Raw genomic sequence first — 14,449 nt, forward strand, 5'->3', positions numbered from 1 at the left:
GCCGGCGGTCAGCGGTAGCGCTCCGGCAGCGGGTTCGCGGCCGAGCCCTCGGTCGAGAGCAGCAGCACGACGGCGTCGGCCGGCAGCAGCTCGGCGGCGTCGCCGGTCTCGTGCTCGGCCGCGCGCAGCGCCCGGAGCCCCGCGAGCGACGCCGCGCCGCACGGCCCGGCGTCGACGCCGAGCCGCTGCAGGTCGTGCACCGCGCGCGCCGCGTCGTCCTCGGTCACCGTCACCGCCGCATCCACCCCGTCGCGCAGGATCGGCCACGCGAGCTCCGAGAGCGTGCCGCAGTCGAGCCCGAGCATCATCGTGCCGCCCGTCTCGACGCCGACGGGCTCGCCCGCCTCGAGCGAGGCGATGAGCGTCGGCGCGAGCTCGGGCTCGACCGAGAGCATCGTCGGCTGCCGCCGCCCGTCGGGCACGGATGCGGAGCGCCAGTGGCGCACGACGGCCTGCGCGAGCGAGCCGACGCCGACGGGCACCGCGACGAGGTCGAGGCGCTCGGCGCCCGCTTCGGCGAGCTGCTCGTCGGCCTCGGCGCAGAGCGTCTCGTAGCCGTCGACGATCCACTGCGGCACCTCGTGGTAGCCGGGCCACGCGGTGTCCTGGATGTGGAGCGCATCCGGGTCGTCGGCCGCCGCATCCGCCGCGGCCGCGACGACCTCGTCGTAGGGCGCCCCGAGCACGCGCACCGTCGCGCCCTCGCCCTCGATCGCATGCCGAGCCGTCTCGGTGACGGTCGACGGCACGAAGATCTCGGCGGCGACGCCGAGCATGGCCGCGAGGTGGGCGACGGCGCGGCCGTGGTTGCCGTCGGTCGCGGCGATGAGGGTCACGCCGCTGCCGTGCAGCCGCTCGCGCAGCTCGTGGACGGGCAGCGGCTCGGCACCGGGGGAGAGGCGCTCGGTGAGCGCGCGCACGATCGCGTACGAGACGCCGAGCGCCTTGAAGGCGGGCAGGCCCATGCGCGCCGACTCGTCCTTGACGAACACGCGGCCGACGCCGAGCTCGCGCGCGAGCTCCGGCAGCTCGACGAGCGGCGTGGGGGCGTAGCTCGGCAGGCTCGCGTGGAACTCGGCGATGCCGGTGACGGGCTCGCAGCGCCAATCGCGCGCGGTCGGGTTGCGGTAGACACCTGCGGTGCGGCTCATGGCTCCACCTTGGCCCATGCACCTGCGAGGGTCGAGCGGGTCTCGATCGTCAGCGGCGCCGCCACCAGCGCCGGCGCGGGCGGGCGGCGTCACGCTCGGCCGCGTCGCGCTCGCGCTGCTCCGCGAGCCGCGCGGCACGGCGCTCGCGCCACGCGCTCAGCTCGGCCTCGACGTCGCGCGTCGCCGTGATGACGGGCGGACCGCCGAGCAGCTGCCTGCGTGCCTCGACGACCCGCGCGTTGAAGTCCTCGAGCAGCTCGCGCGCATCCGCCTCGCTGCCGAGCGCGTCGAGCCGCTGCTCGAGCTCGGCGTCCTCGACGCGCAGCGTGAGCGCCGCCGGGCCGAGGCCCTGCAGCTGCTCGCGCTCGATCTTGCGCTTGATCCACCAGTCGGGGTCGTAGGGGCGGTCGAGTCCCGGGATGGGCTTGCCGGTGCCCGGCAGGTCGTCGAACTCGCCGCGCCGGATGGCCTGCTGGATCGCGGTGTCGACGATCGCGGCGCGCTCGAGCTCGGAGCGGCGCGCCGCCGCGGCCTCGCGGCGCAGGCGGGCGCGGTCGTCGGCGTCGCGCTCGGCCTCCTCCGCCCGCTCGAGGCGCCGCACCGCATCCGCGATGCGGTCGTGCTCGGATGGCTCGCCGCCTGCCATGCGTCGACGCTAGCGCCGGTGCGTGGGTGGCTCAACGGGGCGCCGGGCGCGCCGGAGGCTCCGACGGCGCCTCGCGCACCGCGGCATCAGCACTGCCGCATCGCGACGTCCACGTCTACGCTGAGGCGAGGGACAGGCGGATCCTGGAGGCATCATGGCTGCGACACCGACCACGCCGAAGGTGCCGCCGCGCTGGTTCGTGCGCGGCGCCTGGATCGGCCACCGCCTGCTCTACCGCACCACCGGCAAGGGGCTCGCGCGGCCCCGTCGCGACGGCAAGATGGGCATGCTGCGCCTGCACACGGTGGGACGCAAGTCGGGGGAGCCGCGCGTCGCGATCGTGGGCTACCTCGACCACGACGGCGGCTTCGCGACCCTCGCGATGAACGGCTGGGCCGAGGCCGACCCGGCGTGGTGGCTCAACCTCAAGGCGCAGCCGGAGACGACCGTCGACACGGTCGACGGACCGGTGCGCGTGCGCGGCCGCGAGGCGACGGGCGACGAGCGGGAGCAGCTGTGGGCGCGCTTCGAGCGCGCGACCGGCTGGGGCGAGGTCGAGTCGCTGTCGCAGCGCCGGCACCACACTCCCGTGGTCGTGCTCGAGCGGGTGTAGGTCCCGGGCGGGGCGGCGCCTTACGCCGCAGCGGCCTTGCGGTCGCGCACCTGCACCCCGCCGCCCGGCCGGGGCGCGACCTCGAAGAGCTCGGTCGCCCGCACGAGGTCCGACAGCTTCGCGTAGCCCCAATCACGCGAGTCGAAGTCGGGCTGGTGCTTGCGCATCAGGGCACCGATCGCGCCGAGGTTCGCCCATCCATCCTCGCCGGATGCCGCGTAGGTGCTCGCTCGCAGACCGGCGACGAGCTTCGTGTCGGCGCGCAGCTGCTTCGTCGGCGTTCGCTCCCGCACCGTCGGCACGGCCGTCTCTGTGTCGGGCTCCGCGAGCAGGTCGAGGTAGGTGAACTGATCGCACGCGTTGCGGAACGCGGGCGGGGTCTTCCGCTCGCCGAAGCCGTGCACCGTGACGCCCGCTTCGCGGATGCGCGAGGCGAGCCGCGTCAAGTCGCTGTCGGACGACACGATGCAGAACGCGTCGAAGCGTCCCGTGTACAGCAGGTCCATCGCATCGATGATGAGGGCGCTGTCGGTGGCGTTCTTGCCGGTCGTATTGGCGAACTGCTGGATCGGCTGGATCACGTGCTCGCTCGCTGCGGCCTTCCAGCCGCTGAGGTTCGACGTCGTCCAGTCGCCGTAGACGCGCTTGACCGACGCGGTGCCGTACTGCGCGATCTCGCCGAGCACGGCACCGATCCTCGCCGAGGAGACGTTGTCGGCGTCGATGAGGACGGCCAGGAGGTCTGCGGACTTCGCCATGGCGCCAGCATGGCAAGCGCATCCCTCGCATCCGTGCACCGCGAAGTCACCTCTTCCGCGCGCCGCGCCAACGACATATCGTTGACAGTCGTCAGGACGCGATGGAGCGGAGGGCATCATGCACGGATCATTCGCAGGAGCGGGCTTCGGCGAGGGCCACGGATTCGGCCCCGGCCGGCCGAACGGCCCCAACGTATGGGAGGCGATGGACCAGCTGCGGGCGGCGTTCGACCGCCGGGCGACCCCGAGGATGGGGCGCGGCGACGTGCGCGCCGCCGTGCTCGCGCTGCTCGCCGAGCGGCCCATGCACGGCTACCAGATCATCCGCGAGATCGAGGAGCGCAGCGGCGGCAGCTGGCGCCCGAGCCCCGGGTCGGTCTACCCGACGCTGCAGCTGCTCGCCGACGAGGGCCTCATCGACGCCCACGAGTCGGAGGGCCGCAAGACCTACTCGCTCACCGAGGGCGGCAGGGCCGAGGCGGATGCGGCGGAGGGCAAGGCGCCGTGGCACGCGTCGAGCGAGCGAGAGAGCGCCGGCCCTGGGGCGCTCGCCAAGGCGGGTGTCGAGCTCGCGCAGGCGGCCGCGCAGGTCGGCCGCACCGGCAAGCCCGAGCAGGTGCAGCAGGCGGTGGCGCTGCTGGATGAGGCGCGCCGCAAGATCTACGCGATCCTCGCGCAGGGCTGAGCCCTGCCCGCGCGCGCGACGGCCCGCGGCCGTACGATCGAGGCGGTCCTCGCGCCGCGCGGCGCCGGTCGTCGCGGGCTCGCCGGGGGCGAGGAGAGCCGATGACGAACGCCGCCCCGACGCGCGCCCGCTATCGCCGCATCCTGCGCTTCGCCGCCCGACACCTCGCGACGATGTGGTGGTTCGAGGTGCTGCTGCCCAGGCTCGGGCTCGCCGGCCTCGCAGCGCGCGGCCGCGCCGCGCGGCTCACGCGCCTCGCGCGCCGCTTCCACGGGCTCGCGGTCGAGCTCGGCGGCCTCATGATCAAGGTCGGCCAGTTCCTCTCGTCGCGGCTCGACGTGCTGCCGCCCGAGATCACGCGCGAGCTCGAGGGCCTGCAGGACGAGGCGCCGCCCGTGCCGTTCGCGCCGCTGCGCGCCGCGATCGAGCGCGACCTCGGCATGCCGCTCGAGCGCGCGTACGCGGCGATCGACCCCGGGCCGCTCGCCGCCGCGTCGCTCGGGCAGGCCCATCGCGCGACCCTCACCGACGTCGACGCCGCGATGGTGGGCGGGGCGGATGCGGTGGTGAAGGTGCAGCGGCCCGGCATCCGGGCGATCGTCGACACCGACCTCGAGGCGCTGCGCGTCGTCGCGCGCTGGCTGAGCCGCGTGCGCATCGTCGCCCGGCGCGTCGACACGCAGGCGCTCGTCGAGGAGTTCGCGCAGACGAGCCTCGAGGAGGTCGACTACCTGCACGAGGCGGCGAGCGCCGAGCGCTTCGCCGCGGCCTTCGAGGACGACCCGCGCGTCGCCGTGCCGCACGTCGTGTGGGAGCGCACGACCCGCCAGGTGCTGACGCTCGCCGACGTCACGGCGATCAAGCTCACCGACGTCGACGCCCTGCGGGCAGCGGGCATCGACCCGTCCGAGGTCGCGCAGGCCTTCGCATCCGTCATGTTCGACCAGCTGTTCGTGCACGGCTTCTTCCACGCCGATCCGCACCCCGGCAACCTCTTCGTCACGCCGACCCCGGACGCGGCTCCCGGCGAGCCGCGGTGGCGTCTGACCTTCATCGACTTCGGGATGATGGGCGAGATCCCGGCGAGCACGCGCAGCGGGCTGCGCTCGCTGCTCATCGCGGCGGCCGCGCGCGACGGCCGCGGCCTCGTCGCCGCGATCCAGGAGGTGGGAGCGCTCCTGCCCTCGGCCGACACCGCAGAGCTCGAGCGGGCGATGACGAAGGCGTTCGCGCGCTTCGGCGGCATGGGCTTCGCCGAGCTGCGCGAGGTCGACCCGCGGGAGTTCCGCGACTTCGCGCTCGAGTTCCAGGAGCTCATGCGCTCGCTGCCGTTCCAGCTGCCCGAGCACTTCCTGCTCGTCATCCGCGCGATGTCGCTCACCTCCGGCGTGTGCAGCTCGCTCGACCCGCGCTTCAACCTGTGGGACGCCGTCGAGCCCTACGCCGCGGGCCTCGTGCGCGACGGGCGCGGCAACCTCGCGCGCGCTGCGGTCGACGAGGCGCTCGCGCTCGCGCGGCTCGTCGTCGGGCTCCCGCGCCGTCTCGACCGCCTCGCGACTCGCGCCGAGGAGGGCCGGCTCGCGGTCGAGTCGCCGCGCCTCGAGCGCCGCGTCGCGCGGCTCGAGCGCGCGACCGGCCGCGTCGTCTCCGCGCTGCTCTTCACCGGCCTGCTGGTCGCCGGCGCGATCGTGCGGTCGACGGATGCGGTGCTCGGCACCGTGCTCATGGTCGCGTCGGTCGTGCCGCTCGCGCACGCGGTGCTCGCGGGCGTCATCGGCCGCTCGCGCTCCCGGGAGCCCTGAGGCGCCTGCTCCAGCGATCCTCGGCGTGCCCGGGCGGCGTGCTCGGTCGGCGTGCTCGGTCGGCGTGCTCGCTCAGCCCTCGCCGAGCAGCGACAGGCCCGCAGCGACCGCGAAGCCGACGACCGTCGCGAGCCCCGCGAGGTCCTTCGCCTTCGACTGCGCCTCCGGGATCATCGCGTCGATGAGCATCACGAGCAGCGCGCCGGCAGCGATGCCGTCGACGAACCCGACCGCGGGGCCCGACGCCGCATCCGCCAGCGCCGTGCCGGTGGCCGCGGCGGCGACGCTCACGAGCGCGACGCCCGACCAGAGCAGCACCACGAAGCGGCGGGAGCGGCCCGCGCGCAGCATGTCGCTCGACGAGCCGATCGACTCGGGCAGGTTCGAGACGAAGATCGACACGAGGAGCGCGAGGCTCACGGTGTCGCCCGCGCCGATGCCGATGCCGAGCACCGCCTGCTCGGGCACGCCGTCGAGCAGCGCACCGACCGCGAGCGGGACGCCGCCGGCGCCGCCGCCGCGCCGCCCGGACCAGCGCTCGACGGCGCGGTCCGCCGCGACGTACGCGACGGCGCCGGCAGCGAGGCCGAGGCCCACGGGGAGTGGGCCGCCCTCGGCGAGGCCTGCCTCGGCGAGCTCGAACGCGACCGAGGCGATGAGCGCGCCGGCGCCGAAGGCGAGCACGAGGCCTACCGCGCGCTCCGACCAGCTGCGCACCGCGGCGAGCAGCGCGCCCACCAGCAGCGAGCTCGCGGCGATGCCGCCCCACAGCAGCGATTCGAGCATGCGTCCTCCGACTGGAGCGTAGCGCCGCTGCGGTCAGCGGCCGCGGAGTCGAGCGCGCTCGCCCCGGCCGCGCCGCGCGCGAGAGGGGAGCGGCGGGAGCGCGGGGTCGAGCAGCCAGGCGTCGAGCAGGGCGTCGAGCGACGTGCCCGCGCGGGCGTGCGCACCCGCGAGCCGTCGGAAGTCGTCGGTCGTCACCGGGCCGTGCGCGTGCTGCGCGGCCCACGCCTGCAGCAGCGCGAAGAAGGGGAGGTCGCCGAGCGCCACCCGCAGCGCGTGGACGAGGAGCGCGCCCCGGTGCCCGATGCGGTCGTCGACGAGCAGCTCGGGCGGGGGATCCGTGAGCGCGAAGTCCTGGGGCGAATCGGCGAGGAGCTCGTGGTGCTCGTGCGCGAGCGCGTCGGTCGAGGCATCGCCCGCCGCTTCGGACCACAGCCACTCGGCGTAGCGGGCCAGGCCGTCGTCGAGCCAGCGGTGCTGCAGGTCGGCCCCGCCGACCCCGGCGCCGAACCACTGGTGGGCGAGCAGGTGCGCGAGCGGGCGCTCGGCGGCGGGCGAGCCGTCGACGCGGTCGGCGCGCAGCACCGCGCCCGCGAGCGACTCCCGCGGCCGCTCGAGCGCGTCGGGAGCGACGACGATCGTGTAGTCGTCGAACGGGTACCGGCCGAAGCGCTCGACGAAGCACGCGAGCATGCGCGGCACCACGGCGAGGTCGCCGAGCGCGCGCGGCCCGAGCGCCGACGGCACGTAGGCGACGAGCGGCACGGCCGCCCGGGTGGCGGCGCCCCGGAGGTAGCGGCCGAGGTGCAGCGACGTGCGCGCGGGGGCGGTGGGCGCCCGCGTGACGAACGTGCGGGCGGTGCGGCCCGCATCCGTCGTCTCCTCCACGAGCGCGCCGGTCGCGATCGCGCGGCAGCGCTGCTCGGCGGTGATGCGGATGCGGAGCGTGGCGCGATCCGAGAGCCGGTCGTTGCACGGGTACCACGTGGGAGCCGCTCCGGCATCGGCCGCGGCGATCGCCCCCTCGCCGCGATGCCGCCAGCCGACCTCGCCCCACGGTGTGGCTCGGGGCGCGGGGGAGCCGCCGTACGCGACCTCGATGGCGAACGACGCACCCGCGGGGATGGGCGCGGCCGGGCGGAGCTCGAGCCGCTCGGGATGCTGCGTCCAGGCGGCGGGGGCGCCGTCGATCGTGACCGCGGTCGCGGCGAGGCCCACGAGGTCGAGCTCGAGGGCGTCGAGATCGCCCGCTGCGCGCCCGACGATGCGGGCCACGCCCTCGAGCCGGTTGACGGCCACGTCGCAGTGCAGCTCGAGGTCGTAGTGCTGCGCGCTCCAGGTCGGGTCGCCGGATGCGGGGGGCCGGGATGCGGGGGATGCGGATGCGGGGTAGGCGGATGCGTGGGAGGCGGATGCGTGTGCGTGCTCGAGCGCGGCGCGCGGCACTGCCGTCATCTCGATCACCCGCCCCAGGTCGCGATGGCTCCGCCGGCCTGCGCCGGCCGACTGCGCCCAGGGTAGCCACACCCGGTGACGGGATGCCCCGCCGGACGGCGACGACCGCGCGGCTCGGGGCCGCGCGGTCGTCGTAGGCATCCGCGGATCAGCGGGGATGCATCCCCGCCGACGTCAGGGGAGCACGTTGCGGTCGGCGGCGGCCGCGCGGCTCACGTGCGACTCGGCGGTGCCGCCCGAGATGACGATCGAGCCGGTGCGCGTGAACTCCTCGTCGACCTCCTCGTCGTGGCGGTGCGTGAAGAGGCTGATCACGATGGCGACGACGAGGTTGAGCACGAAGCCCGGGACTCTCTCGTAGAGGGTGAACGCCTCGAAGCCGGGCGCGATCACGCCCTCCACCGTGTTCGCCTTCTCGATGGCGTCCCAGATGAAGACGGTCGCGGCGCCGACGATCATGCCGGCGAGCGCGCCCCAGTTGGTGAGCTTGCGCCAGTAGAGGCTCAAGAGCACGATCGGGCCGAAGGCGGCGCCGAAGCCCGCCCAGGCGAAGCCGACGAGGCCGAGGATCGTGTCGTTCGGCGTGATGGCGAGGATCGCCGCGATGACGGCGACGAGCAGCACGCACGCGCGGCCGAGGAGCACGAGCACCTTCTGCGAGGGCTGGCGCTTCACGAACACCTGGAAGAGGTCCTCGACGAGCGCCGACGAGCAGACGATGAGCTGGCTCGAGAGCGTCGACATGATCGCGGCGAGGACGGCGGCGAGCACGAGGCCGGCCACGAACGGGTGCAGGAGCGCCTGCGACATGAGCAGCACGACCGTCTCGGGGTTGTCGAGCGCGATGCCCTGCTGCTGGACGTAGGCGATGCCGATGAAGCCCGAGACGACGGCGCCGACGAGCGAGATGACCATCCAGCTGATGCCGATGTTGCGGCCGGCCTTGGCCGAGCGCACGTCCTTGAGCGCCATGAAGCGCACGATGATGTGCGGCTGGCCGACGTAGCCGAGGCCCCATGCGAGGGCCGAGACGATGCCGAGCACGACCATGCCGTTCATGTCGGCCGGGAAGAGGCCGGTGAGCTCGGCGCCCGAGTCGGCGATGCCCTGCTGCACGCCGCCGAGGCCGCCGACCGTCACGAAGGCCATGACCGGGATGATGATGAGCGCGAGGAACATCATCAGGCCCTGCACCACATCCGTCAGCGAAGCACCGAGGAACCCGCCGAAGAGCGTGTAGAGCAGCGTGACGCCGCTCACGAGCAGCATGCCCCAGATGTACTCGGAGCCGAAGGACGACTCGAAGAAGACGCCGCCGGCGACCATGCCCGAGGAGACGTAGAAGGTGAAGAAGACGAGGATGATGACGCCGGAGACGAGGCGCAGCAGGCGCGTGCGGTCGCGGAGGCGGTTCTCGAAGAAGCTCGGGATCGTGATGGAGTTGCGCGCGACCTCCGTGTAGGCGCGCAGGCGCGGCGCGACGAACTGCCAGTTGAGGAAGGCGCCGATCGTGAGGCCGATCGCGATCCACGCCTCGATGAGGCCCGCGGCGTAGATGGCACCGGGAAGACCCATCATGAGCCAGCCGGACATGTCCGATGCGCCGGCCGACAGGGCTGCCGTGAACGGGTTCAGGTCGCGCCCCGCGAGCATGTAGTCCTCGTGGCTCTTGGTCTTCCGCGCGGCGTAGATCCCGATCGCGATCATCGCGGCGAAGTACACCGCGATCGCGAGCAGCTGGAATGTGATGTCGGACATCGTCGTCTCTCTTCAGTCTCTTCAGTCGTGCATGCGGATTCGTCAGCCGTCAACCTTACTCCCAGCCCACGCACATGCGCCTCTGGGGTACGGAGCGCTGAGATCCGCTCATGGGCTCCCGAGCGGCCGCTCCCTCGCCGGTCGAGGAGCGCGCGCCGAAGGCGCACGCGTCTCGAGACCCTGAGGCGCTCGCTCCTCCCTCGTCGGTCGAGGAGCGCGCGCCGAAGGCGCACGCGTCACGAGACCCGCGCCCGTCGCCGTTCCCTCGCTGGTCGGGGAGCGCGCGCCGGAGGCGCTCGCGTCACGAGACCCGCGCCCGCTCCCGTGGTGCTCGTCGCTCCCTCGCCGGTCGAGGAGCGTGCGCCGGAGGCGCTCGCGTCTCGAGACCGCGCCCGTTGCGCTCGCCGCTCCCTCGCCGGTCGAGGAGCGCGCGCCGGAGGCGCTCGCGTCTCGAGACCTGCCGTCGGCCCGGGCGGGTTGTCCCCACCGGTCGGGCCGCGTGGGTGGCCCGTGGTTGCATGCCTGCATGACGACGGACGCGACGCCGCGGGACGGGCAGGAGCCCGAGCCCGTGCGCGGCTCCGGCGCCGACGGCCCCACGCCGCGCGACGTGTCCGAGACGGCGATGCGCGCGGTCGTCGAGATCGACGCCGCGATCGCGGGCCTGCAGGCGATGCGCACGCACCTGCTCGCCGGCATCGGCCACGTCGCGGTCGATGATGCGCTCGAGGAGCGCCTCGACCCGGCGGTGGGGCTGCGGGATGCCGCGTGCGAGCTCGGGCTGCGGCAGCGCCGCTCCGACCGCACCGTCGAGGCCGAGCTCAACGCCGCGATGGCCGACACCGGCCGCTGGCCCGCGACCGTGGAGGCGTGGGGACAGGCGCGCATCCACCGCGGCCACGTCGCCGTGATCGCGGAGATCGGCGCGCCGATCCAGGATCCGGCGGCGCGGGAGGCGTTCGAAGCGGCGCTGCTGCCGCACGCCGAGCAGACCACCCCGGGCCGACTGCGGGCGATCGCGCGGCGCGAGCTCGAGCAGCACCTGGCGGAGCCGCTCGTCGAGCGGCACCGCACCGCCCGCGAGCAGCGCGGCGTGTGGGTGAGCGACCTCGACGACGGCATGTCGATGCTGCGCGCGCTGCTGCCGACCGCGCTCGCGCACGGCATCCACGACCGCCTCACCCAGATGGCCAAGGCGTCGGTTCGGGCGCGCGCGGGCGCGCCGGACCGGGCTGCCGATGCCGCCGACACGCCCGGGAACGGCGCCGATGCCGTCGGTGAGGCGCCGGTCGGTGCCGACGGCGGCCGCGACCGGCGCACCTTCGACCAGCTGCGCGCCGACCTGCTGCGCGCCGACCTGCTGGCCGACCTGCTGCTGACCGCCGACCCCACCGACACCGGCCTGCACGGCATCCGCGCCGAGGTCAGCGTGCTCATCCCCGCGCCCGTCCTCACCGGCGACAACGGTGACGGGGAGCCCATGGCGGGCCTCGAGGCGGCGGTCGCGCGGCTCGCGAACGGCGCACCGCTGGATCCGGAGACCGCCCGCATCCTCGCCGAGCGCGCCAGCAGCTGGGCGCGGCTGTTCACCGACCCGCTCACCGGCCAGGTGCTCGCCGTCGACTCCTACACGCCCTCCAGCCAGCTCAAGCGGCTGCTGCGTGCCCGCGACCAGCACTGCCGATGGCCAGGCTGCGGGCAGCGCGCCCGCCGCTGCGACATCGACCACACCAAGCCGTGGGCCGAGGGCGGCACGACCTGCCACGACAACCTCGCCCACCTCTGCAGACGCCACCACACCCTCAAAGGCGCCCAGCTCTCCCACGCCAGGCGATGGAAGGTCGGGCAGACGAGCCCGGGCGTGCTGACCTGGACCTCGCCCACCGGCGCGATCTACGTCGACGAGCCGTCGAGCGTGGGACCGGTGTTCGTGGAGAGTTCAGGGGACAAGGCGGAGGAATGGGGGCTCCCGGACGAGGCCGGCGCCGGAGACCTCCTGCCGTTCTGAGCCGAACGCGGGGCGAAGCCCCTCGCGATGGAGGCGTCGACCTGCCGGTCGGTGCACGCCCGCCCCGGAGCGCCGCGCTGACGCCGACCGATCGGTCGCAACGGGGAGGCCGGCGAGCGCCGACCTCCCCGACCCGAACCGCGCGGGCTCAGTCGCTGCTGGCGTCGACGGGCGCGCCGGCGTCGTCGAGCACGAACGTCACCTCGAGCGTCACCTGCCACGAGGTGATCGTGCCGTCCTTGATGTTGACGACGTGGTCCTTGACCCACGCGCCCTCGATGCCGCGCAGTGTCTCGCCTGCGCGCGCGATGCCCTGCTTGACCGCATCCTCGAAGCTCTGCTCCGAGCGTGCGCTGATGGTGGTGATCCTCGCGATGGAAGCCATCGGTCCTCCTCGTCGTCGGGTAGTGCGAGGATGCCCCTCGCTCCGCCACCCAATCGCGGAAGCCGGCGCTTGGGAACCCCCGGATCAGTCGCGCGGCTTCCCGGGGTCGTCGAGGTCCTGCACGTCGTCGGCGCCCTTCGGCAGCGCCGGCAGCGTGCCCGTCGCATGCGGCATGCGCGGGGTGAGCACCGATGCGACGTCCGACTCCTCGGTCGCGGCGAGGAACGCGAGGTGCGCCTCGTAGCGGTCGAGCACGTCGTCGATGATCTGCTGCTTCGTGAGGCCCATGAGGTCGTAGCCGCCCGAGCCGGTCTGCGTGAAGACCTCCAGCCGCCAGTAGACGTCCGTCTCGCGCGACATGCGGCCGCCGAACATCGGCACCGGAGCCTCGACGAGGGCGACCTGGTAGTGGAAGTCGCGGAACTCATCCATCGAGACGCGCAGGTACGGCTCGTCGATGCCGGTCGTCGTGTTGGCCATCCGGTCGGTCTCGACCTCGTAGCCCTGCGCCCGGAACTCGGCGGCGACGTCGGCGAGCGCCGGCCGCACCGTGCGGTCGAGGAACTGGGCGACCTGCCGCTGCGACGGGAAGGCGCGCATGCGCTCGAGCCGCTGCCGCCACGAGCGCTCGGGCACGCTGCCGCCGCTCGAGGCGACGCTGCGCCGCCGCAGCACCTCGCCCTGCCGCTCCGCCCGCTCCATGCGCAGCACCTTCGAGAACGAGAACATGACGAGGTAGGCGATGATCGTCACCGGCAGCGCGAAGATGAGCGTCGCGTACTCCATGGTCGTGACGCCGCCCGCGAGCAGCATCGCGATCGTCAGGAGCGCCGTGAGCAGCGCCCAGTAGATGCGCAGCCACTTCGGGCCGTCCTGCGAGGGCTCGGGGATCGACGACGAGAAGTTCGACATCACCATCGCGCCCGAGTTGGCGCTCGTCAGGTAGAACAGCAGGCCCGAGAGGGTCGCGAGGCCGATGAGGAACATCGCGCCGGGGAACATGTCGAGCAGCGCGTACCAGCCCTGCTCCGGGCTGTCGACGGCGAGCTGGGCGAACGCCTCGTTGCCGTTGACGATCACCTCGTAGAGCGCCGAGTTGCCGAAGAGCGACACCATGATGAAGTCGCACAGCACGGGCGCCGTGATCGCGGCGATCACGAACTCGCGCAGCGTGCGGCCGCGCGAGATGCGCGCGAGGAAGACGCCCACGAACGGGCCCCACGCGAGCCAGAACGCCCAGAAGAAGAGCGTCCAGCCCCCCATCCACTCGGCGCCGTCGGGCTCGTAGGCGAACGTCTGCAGCGTGCGCTCGGGCAGCGTCACGAGGAAGCGCCCGATGTTCTCGACGAGCGCGTTGAGCAGGTAGGCCGTCTGGCCGGTCACGAGGATGTAGAGCATCATCGCGGCCGCGCTCCAGAGGTTCAGCTCCGAGATCCAGCGGATGCCCTTGTCGACGCCCGAGGTGGTGGCGGCGATCGTGAGCACGACGGCGACGATCACGAGCCCGATCTGCAGCGCGATGCCCTGCGGCAGACCGAAGATGAGCGAGAAGCCCACGCCGAGCAGCACGACGCCGATGCCCATCGACGTCGCGACGCCGAAGACCGTGCCGACGAGCGCGACCGTCGAGATGCTGTCGCCGAGCGGTCCCCGCACGCGCTTGCCGAGCAGCGGGTAGAGGGCGGCGCGGATCGACAGCGGCATGCCCCAGCGGTAGGCGAAGTAGCCCATGGCCATGCCGAGCAGCGCGTACATCGACCAGCCGGCGATGCCGTAGTGGAACATCGTCCACACGACCGCGTCCTGCGTGGCGGCCATCGTGCGCCCCTCGCCGCTCGGCGGGTCGAGGTACTGCACGACGGGGCCCGTGACCGAGTAGAAGAGCATGTCGATGCCGACGCCCGCGGCGAAGAGCATCGCGACCCACGTGAAGAGGCCGTACTGGGGGCGCGAGTGGTCGGGCCCGAGCCGCACCTTGCCCTCCTTCGAGAGCGCGACCCACAGCACGAACCCGATCACGAGGGTGACGGTGAGCACGTAGTACCAGCCGAGGTTCGTGGCGATCCACGCGACGACGTCCTGCATCGTGTCGCGCGCGTTGCCGGGCATGGCGATCGCCCAGATCGAGAACGCGATGATCACGGCGGATGCGATGAGCAGGACCCGCCAGTGCACGCGCGCCTCGCGGTGCTCCATGAGCTCGGCCGGCCCCTTGCTGAGGTCGCTGCGCGAGACCGGCGCCTCGTCGCGCGGTCGCTCCGGGCGGCGCTCGGTGCCGCCGAACCTGCTGCGCTCGAGCGGCGGATGCGGGGCCCGGCTCGAGCGGTCGTCGTTCCGCTGGTCATCCTCAGGCATCAGCGTTCACACATCCCTCCATCACGGGCATGCGGCGCGCACACGCGGCG

General features: G+C 73.5%; 12 protein-coding genes. 4 read left to right on the forward strand and 8 right to left on the reverse strand.

Annotated elements, in window-relative coordinates; translation table 11 throughout:
* Positions 1 to 8: 8 nt before the first annotated feature.
* Positions 9 to 1,151: a diaminopropionate ammonia-lyase gene (locus BLT67_RS00215; protein ID WP_172801947.1), complete on the reverse strand. Its 1,143-nt coding sequence runs from the start codon at positions 1,149 to 1,151 to the stop codon at positions 9 to 11.
* Positions 1,152 to 1,200: 49 nt separating this feature from the next.
* On the reverse strand, positions 1,201 to 1,797 hold the full coding sequence (locus BLT67_RS00220) for a DnaJ family domain-containing protein (protein WP_092664562.1): 597 nt from the start codon (positions 1,795 to 1,797) through the stop codon (positions 1,201 to 1,203).
* A 154-nt stretch (positions 1,798 to 1,951) separates the two neighbouring features.
* Here BLT67_RS00220 and BLT67_RS00225 point away from each other — a divergent pair, with 154 nt between their 5' ends.
* Positions 1,952 to 2,410: a nitroreductase family deazaflavin-dependent oxidoreductase gene (locus BLT67_RS00225; RefSeq protein ID WP_092664565.1), complete on the forward strand. Its 459-nt coding sequence runs from the start codon at positions 1,952 to 1,954 to the stop codon at positions 2,408 to 2,410.
* Between the two features lie 20 nt (positions 2,411 to 2,430).
* Here the strand turns inward: BLT67_RS00225 and BLT67_RS00230 are convergent, their stop codons facing one another.
* Positions 2,431 to 3,168, reverse strand: a complete 738-nt coding sequence (locus tag BLT67_RS00230; protein WP_092664568.1) for an NYN domain-containing protein — start codon at positions 3,166 to 3,168, stop codon at positions 2,431 to 2,433.
* Between the two features lie 118 nt (positions 3,169 to 3,286).
* On the opposite strand from BLT67_RS00230, the gene BLT67_RS00235 reads away from it, so the two are divergent.
* On the forward strand, positions 3,287 to 3,853 hold the full coding sequence (locus BLT67_RS00235) for a PadR family transcriptional regulator (RefSeq protein WP_092664571.1): 567 nt from the start codon (positions 3,287 to 3,289) through the stop codon (positions 3,851 to 3,853).
* Between the two features lie 101 nt (positions 3,854 to 3,954).
* Positions 3,955 to 5,655, forward strand: a complete 1,701-nt coding sequence (locus BLT67_RS00240; protein ID WP_092664574.1) for an ABC1 kinase family protein — start codon at positions 3,955 to 3,957, stop codon at positions 5,653 to 5,655.
* 72 nt (positions 5,656 to 5,727) lie between these two features.
* Here BLT67_RS00240 and BLT67_RS00245 read toward each other — a convergent pair whose 3' ends face one another.
* The 3 genes from BLT67_RS00245 to putP form a co-directional block, all read right to left on the reverse strand.
* Positions 5,728 to 6,441 (reverse strand): ZIP family metal transporter, encoded by a 714-nt coding sequence (locus tag BLT67_RS00245; protein ID WP_092664577.1) that lies wholly within the window; start codon positions 6,439 to 6,441, stop codon positions 5,728 to 5,730.
* Positions 6,442 to 6,474: 33 nt separating this feature from the next.
* On the reverse strand, positions 6,475 to 7,893 hold the full coding sequence (locus BLT67_RS00250; RefSeq protein ID WP_157674064.1) for a M1 family aminopeptidase: 1,419 nt from the start codon (positions 7,891 to 7,893) through the stop codon (positions 6,475 to 6,477).
* Between the two features lie 174 nt (positions 7,894 to 8,067).
* Positions 8,068 to 9,651 carry a sodium/proline symporter PutP gene (gene putP, locus BLT67_RS00255; protein ID WP_092664584.1) on the reverse strand — a complete coding sequence of 528 codons (1,584 nt, stop codon included), beginning with the start codon at positions 9,649 to 9,651 and terminating at the stop codon, positions 8,068 to 8,070.
* Between the two features lie 526 nt (positions 9,652 to 10,177).
* Here putP and BLT67_RS00260 point away from each other — a divergent pair.
* A complete protein-coding gene (locus BLT67_RS00260; protein WP_092664586.1) occupies positions 10,178 to 11,659 on the forward strand; it encodes an HNH endonuclease in 1,482 nt (493 codons plus the stop codon).
* 148 nt (positions 11,660 to 11,807) lie between these two features.
* Here BLT67_RS00260 and BLT67_RS00265 read toward each other — a convergent pair whose 3' ends face one another.
* Positions 11,808 to 12,044, reverse strand: a complete 237-nt coding sequence (locus BLT67_RS00265; RefSeq protein ID WP_092664588.1) for a dodecin family protein — start codon at positions 12,042 to 12,044, stop codon at positions 11,808 to 11,810.
* An 84-nt stretch (positions 12,045 to 12,128) separates the two neighbouring features.
* Complete coding sequence (betT, locus tag BLT67_RS00270; protein WP_092664591.1) at positions 12,129 to 14,399, reverse strand: choline BCCT transporter BetT; 2,271 nt, start codon at positions 14,397 to 14,399, stop codon at positions 12,129 to 12,131.
* Positions 14,400 to 14,449 lie beyond the last annotated feature (50 nt).

Origin of the sequence: Agrococcus carbonis (genome assembly GCF_900104705.1) — a bacterium.
GTDB lineage: Bacteria > Actinomycetota > Actinomycetes > Actinomycetales > Microbacteriaceae > Agrococcus > Agrococcus carbonis.

Coding starts and splice junctions, on each gene's coding strand:
- BLT67_RS00215 (WP_172801947.1), bottom strand. CDS start 1,151: ATGAGCCGCACCGCAGGTGTCTACCGCAACCCGACCGCGCGCGATTGG.
- BLT67_RS00220 (WP_092664562.1), bottom strand. CDS start 1,797: ATGGCAGGCGGCGAGCCATCCGAGCACGACCGCATCGCGGATGCGGTG.
- BLT67_RS00225 (WP_092664565.1), top strand. CDS start 1,952: ATGGCTGCGACACCGACCACGCCGAAGGTGCCGCCGCGCTGGTTCGTG.
- BLT67_RS00230 (WP_092664568.1), bottom strand. CDS start 3,168: ATGGCGAAGTCCGCAGACCTCCTGGCCGTCCTCATCGACGCCGACAAC.
- BLT67_RS00235 (WP_092664571.1), top strand. CDS start 3,287: ATGCACGGATCATTCGCAGGAGCGGGCTTCGGCGAGGGCCACGGATTC.
- BLT67_RS00240 (WP_092664574.1), top strand. CDS start 3,955: ATGACGAACGCCGCCCCGACGCGCGCCCGCTATCGCCGCATCCTGCGC.
- BLT67_RS00245 (WP_092664577.1), bottom strand. CDS start 6,441: ATGCTCGAATCGCTGCTGTGGGGCGGCATCGCCGCGAGCTCGCTGCTG.
- BLT67_RS00250 (WP_157674064.1), bottom strand. CDS start 7,893: ATGACGGCAGTGCCGCGCGCCGCGCTCGAGCACGCACACGCATCCGCC.
- putP (WP_092664584.1), bottom strand. CDS start 9,651: ATGTCCGACATCACATTCCAGCTGCTCGCGATCGCGGTGTACTTCGCC.
- BLT67_RS00260 (WP_092664586.1), top strand. CDS start 10,178: ATGACGACGGACGCGACGCCGCGGGACGGGCAGGAGCCCGAGCCCGTG.
- BLT67_RS00265 (WP_092664588.1), bottom strand. CDS start 12,044: ATGGCTTCCATCGCGAGGATCACCACCATCAGCGCACGCTCGGAGCAG.
- betT (WP_092664591.1), bottom strand. CDS start 14,399: ATGCCTGAGGATGACCAGCGGAACGACGACCGCTCGAGCCGGGCCCCG.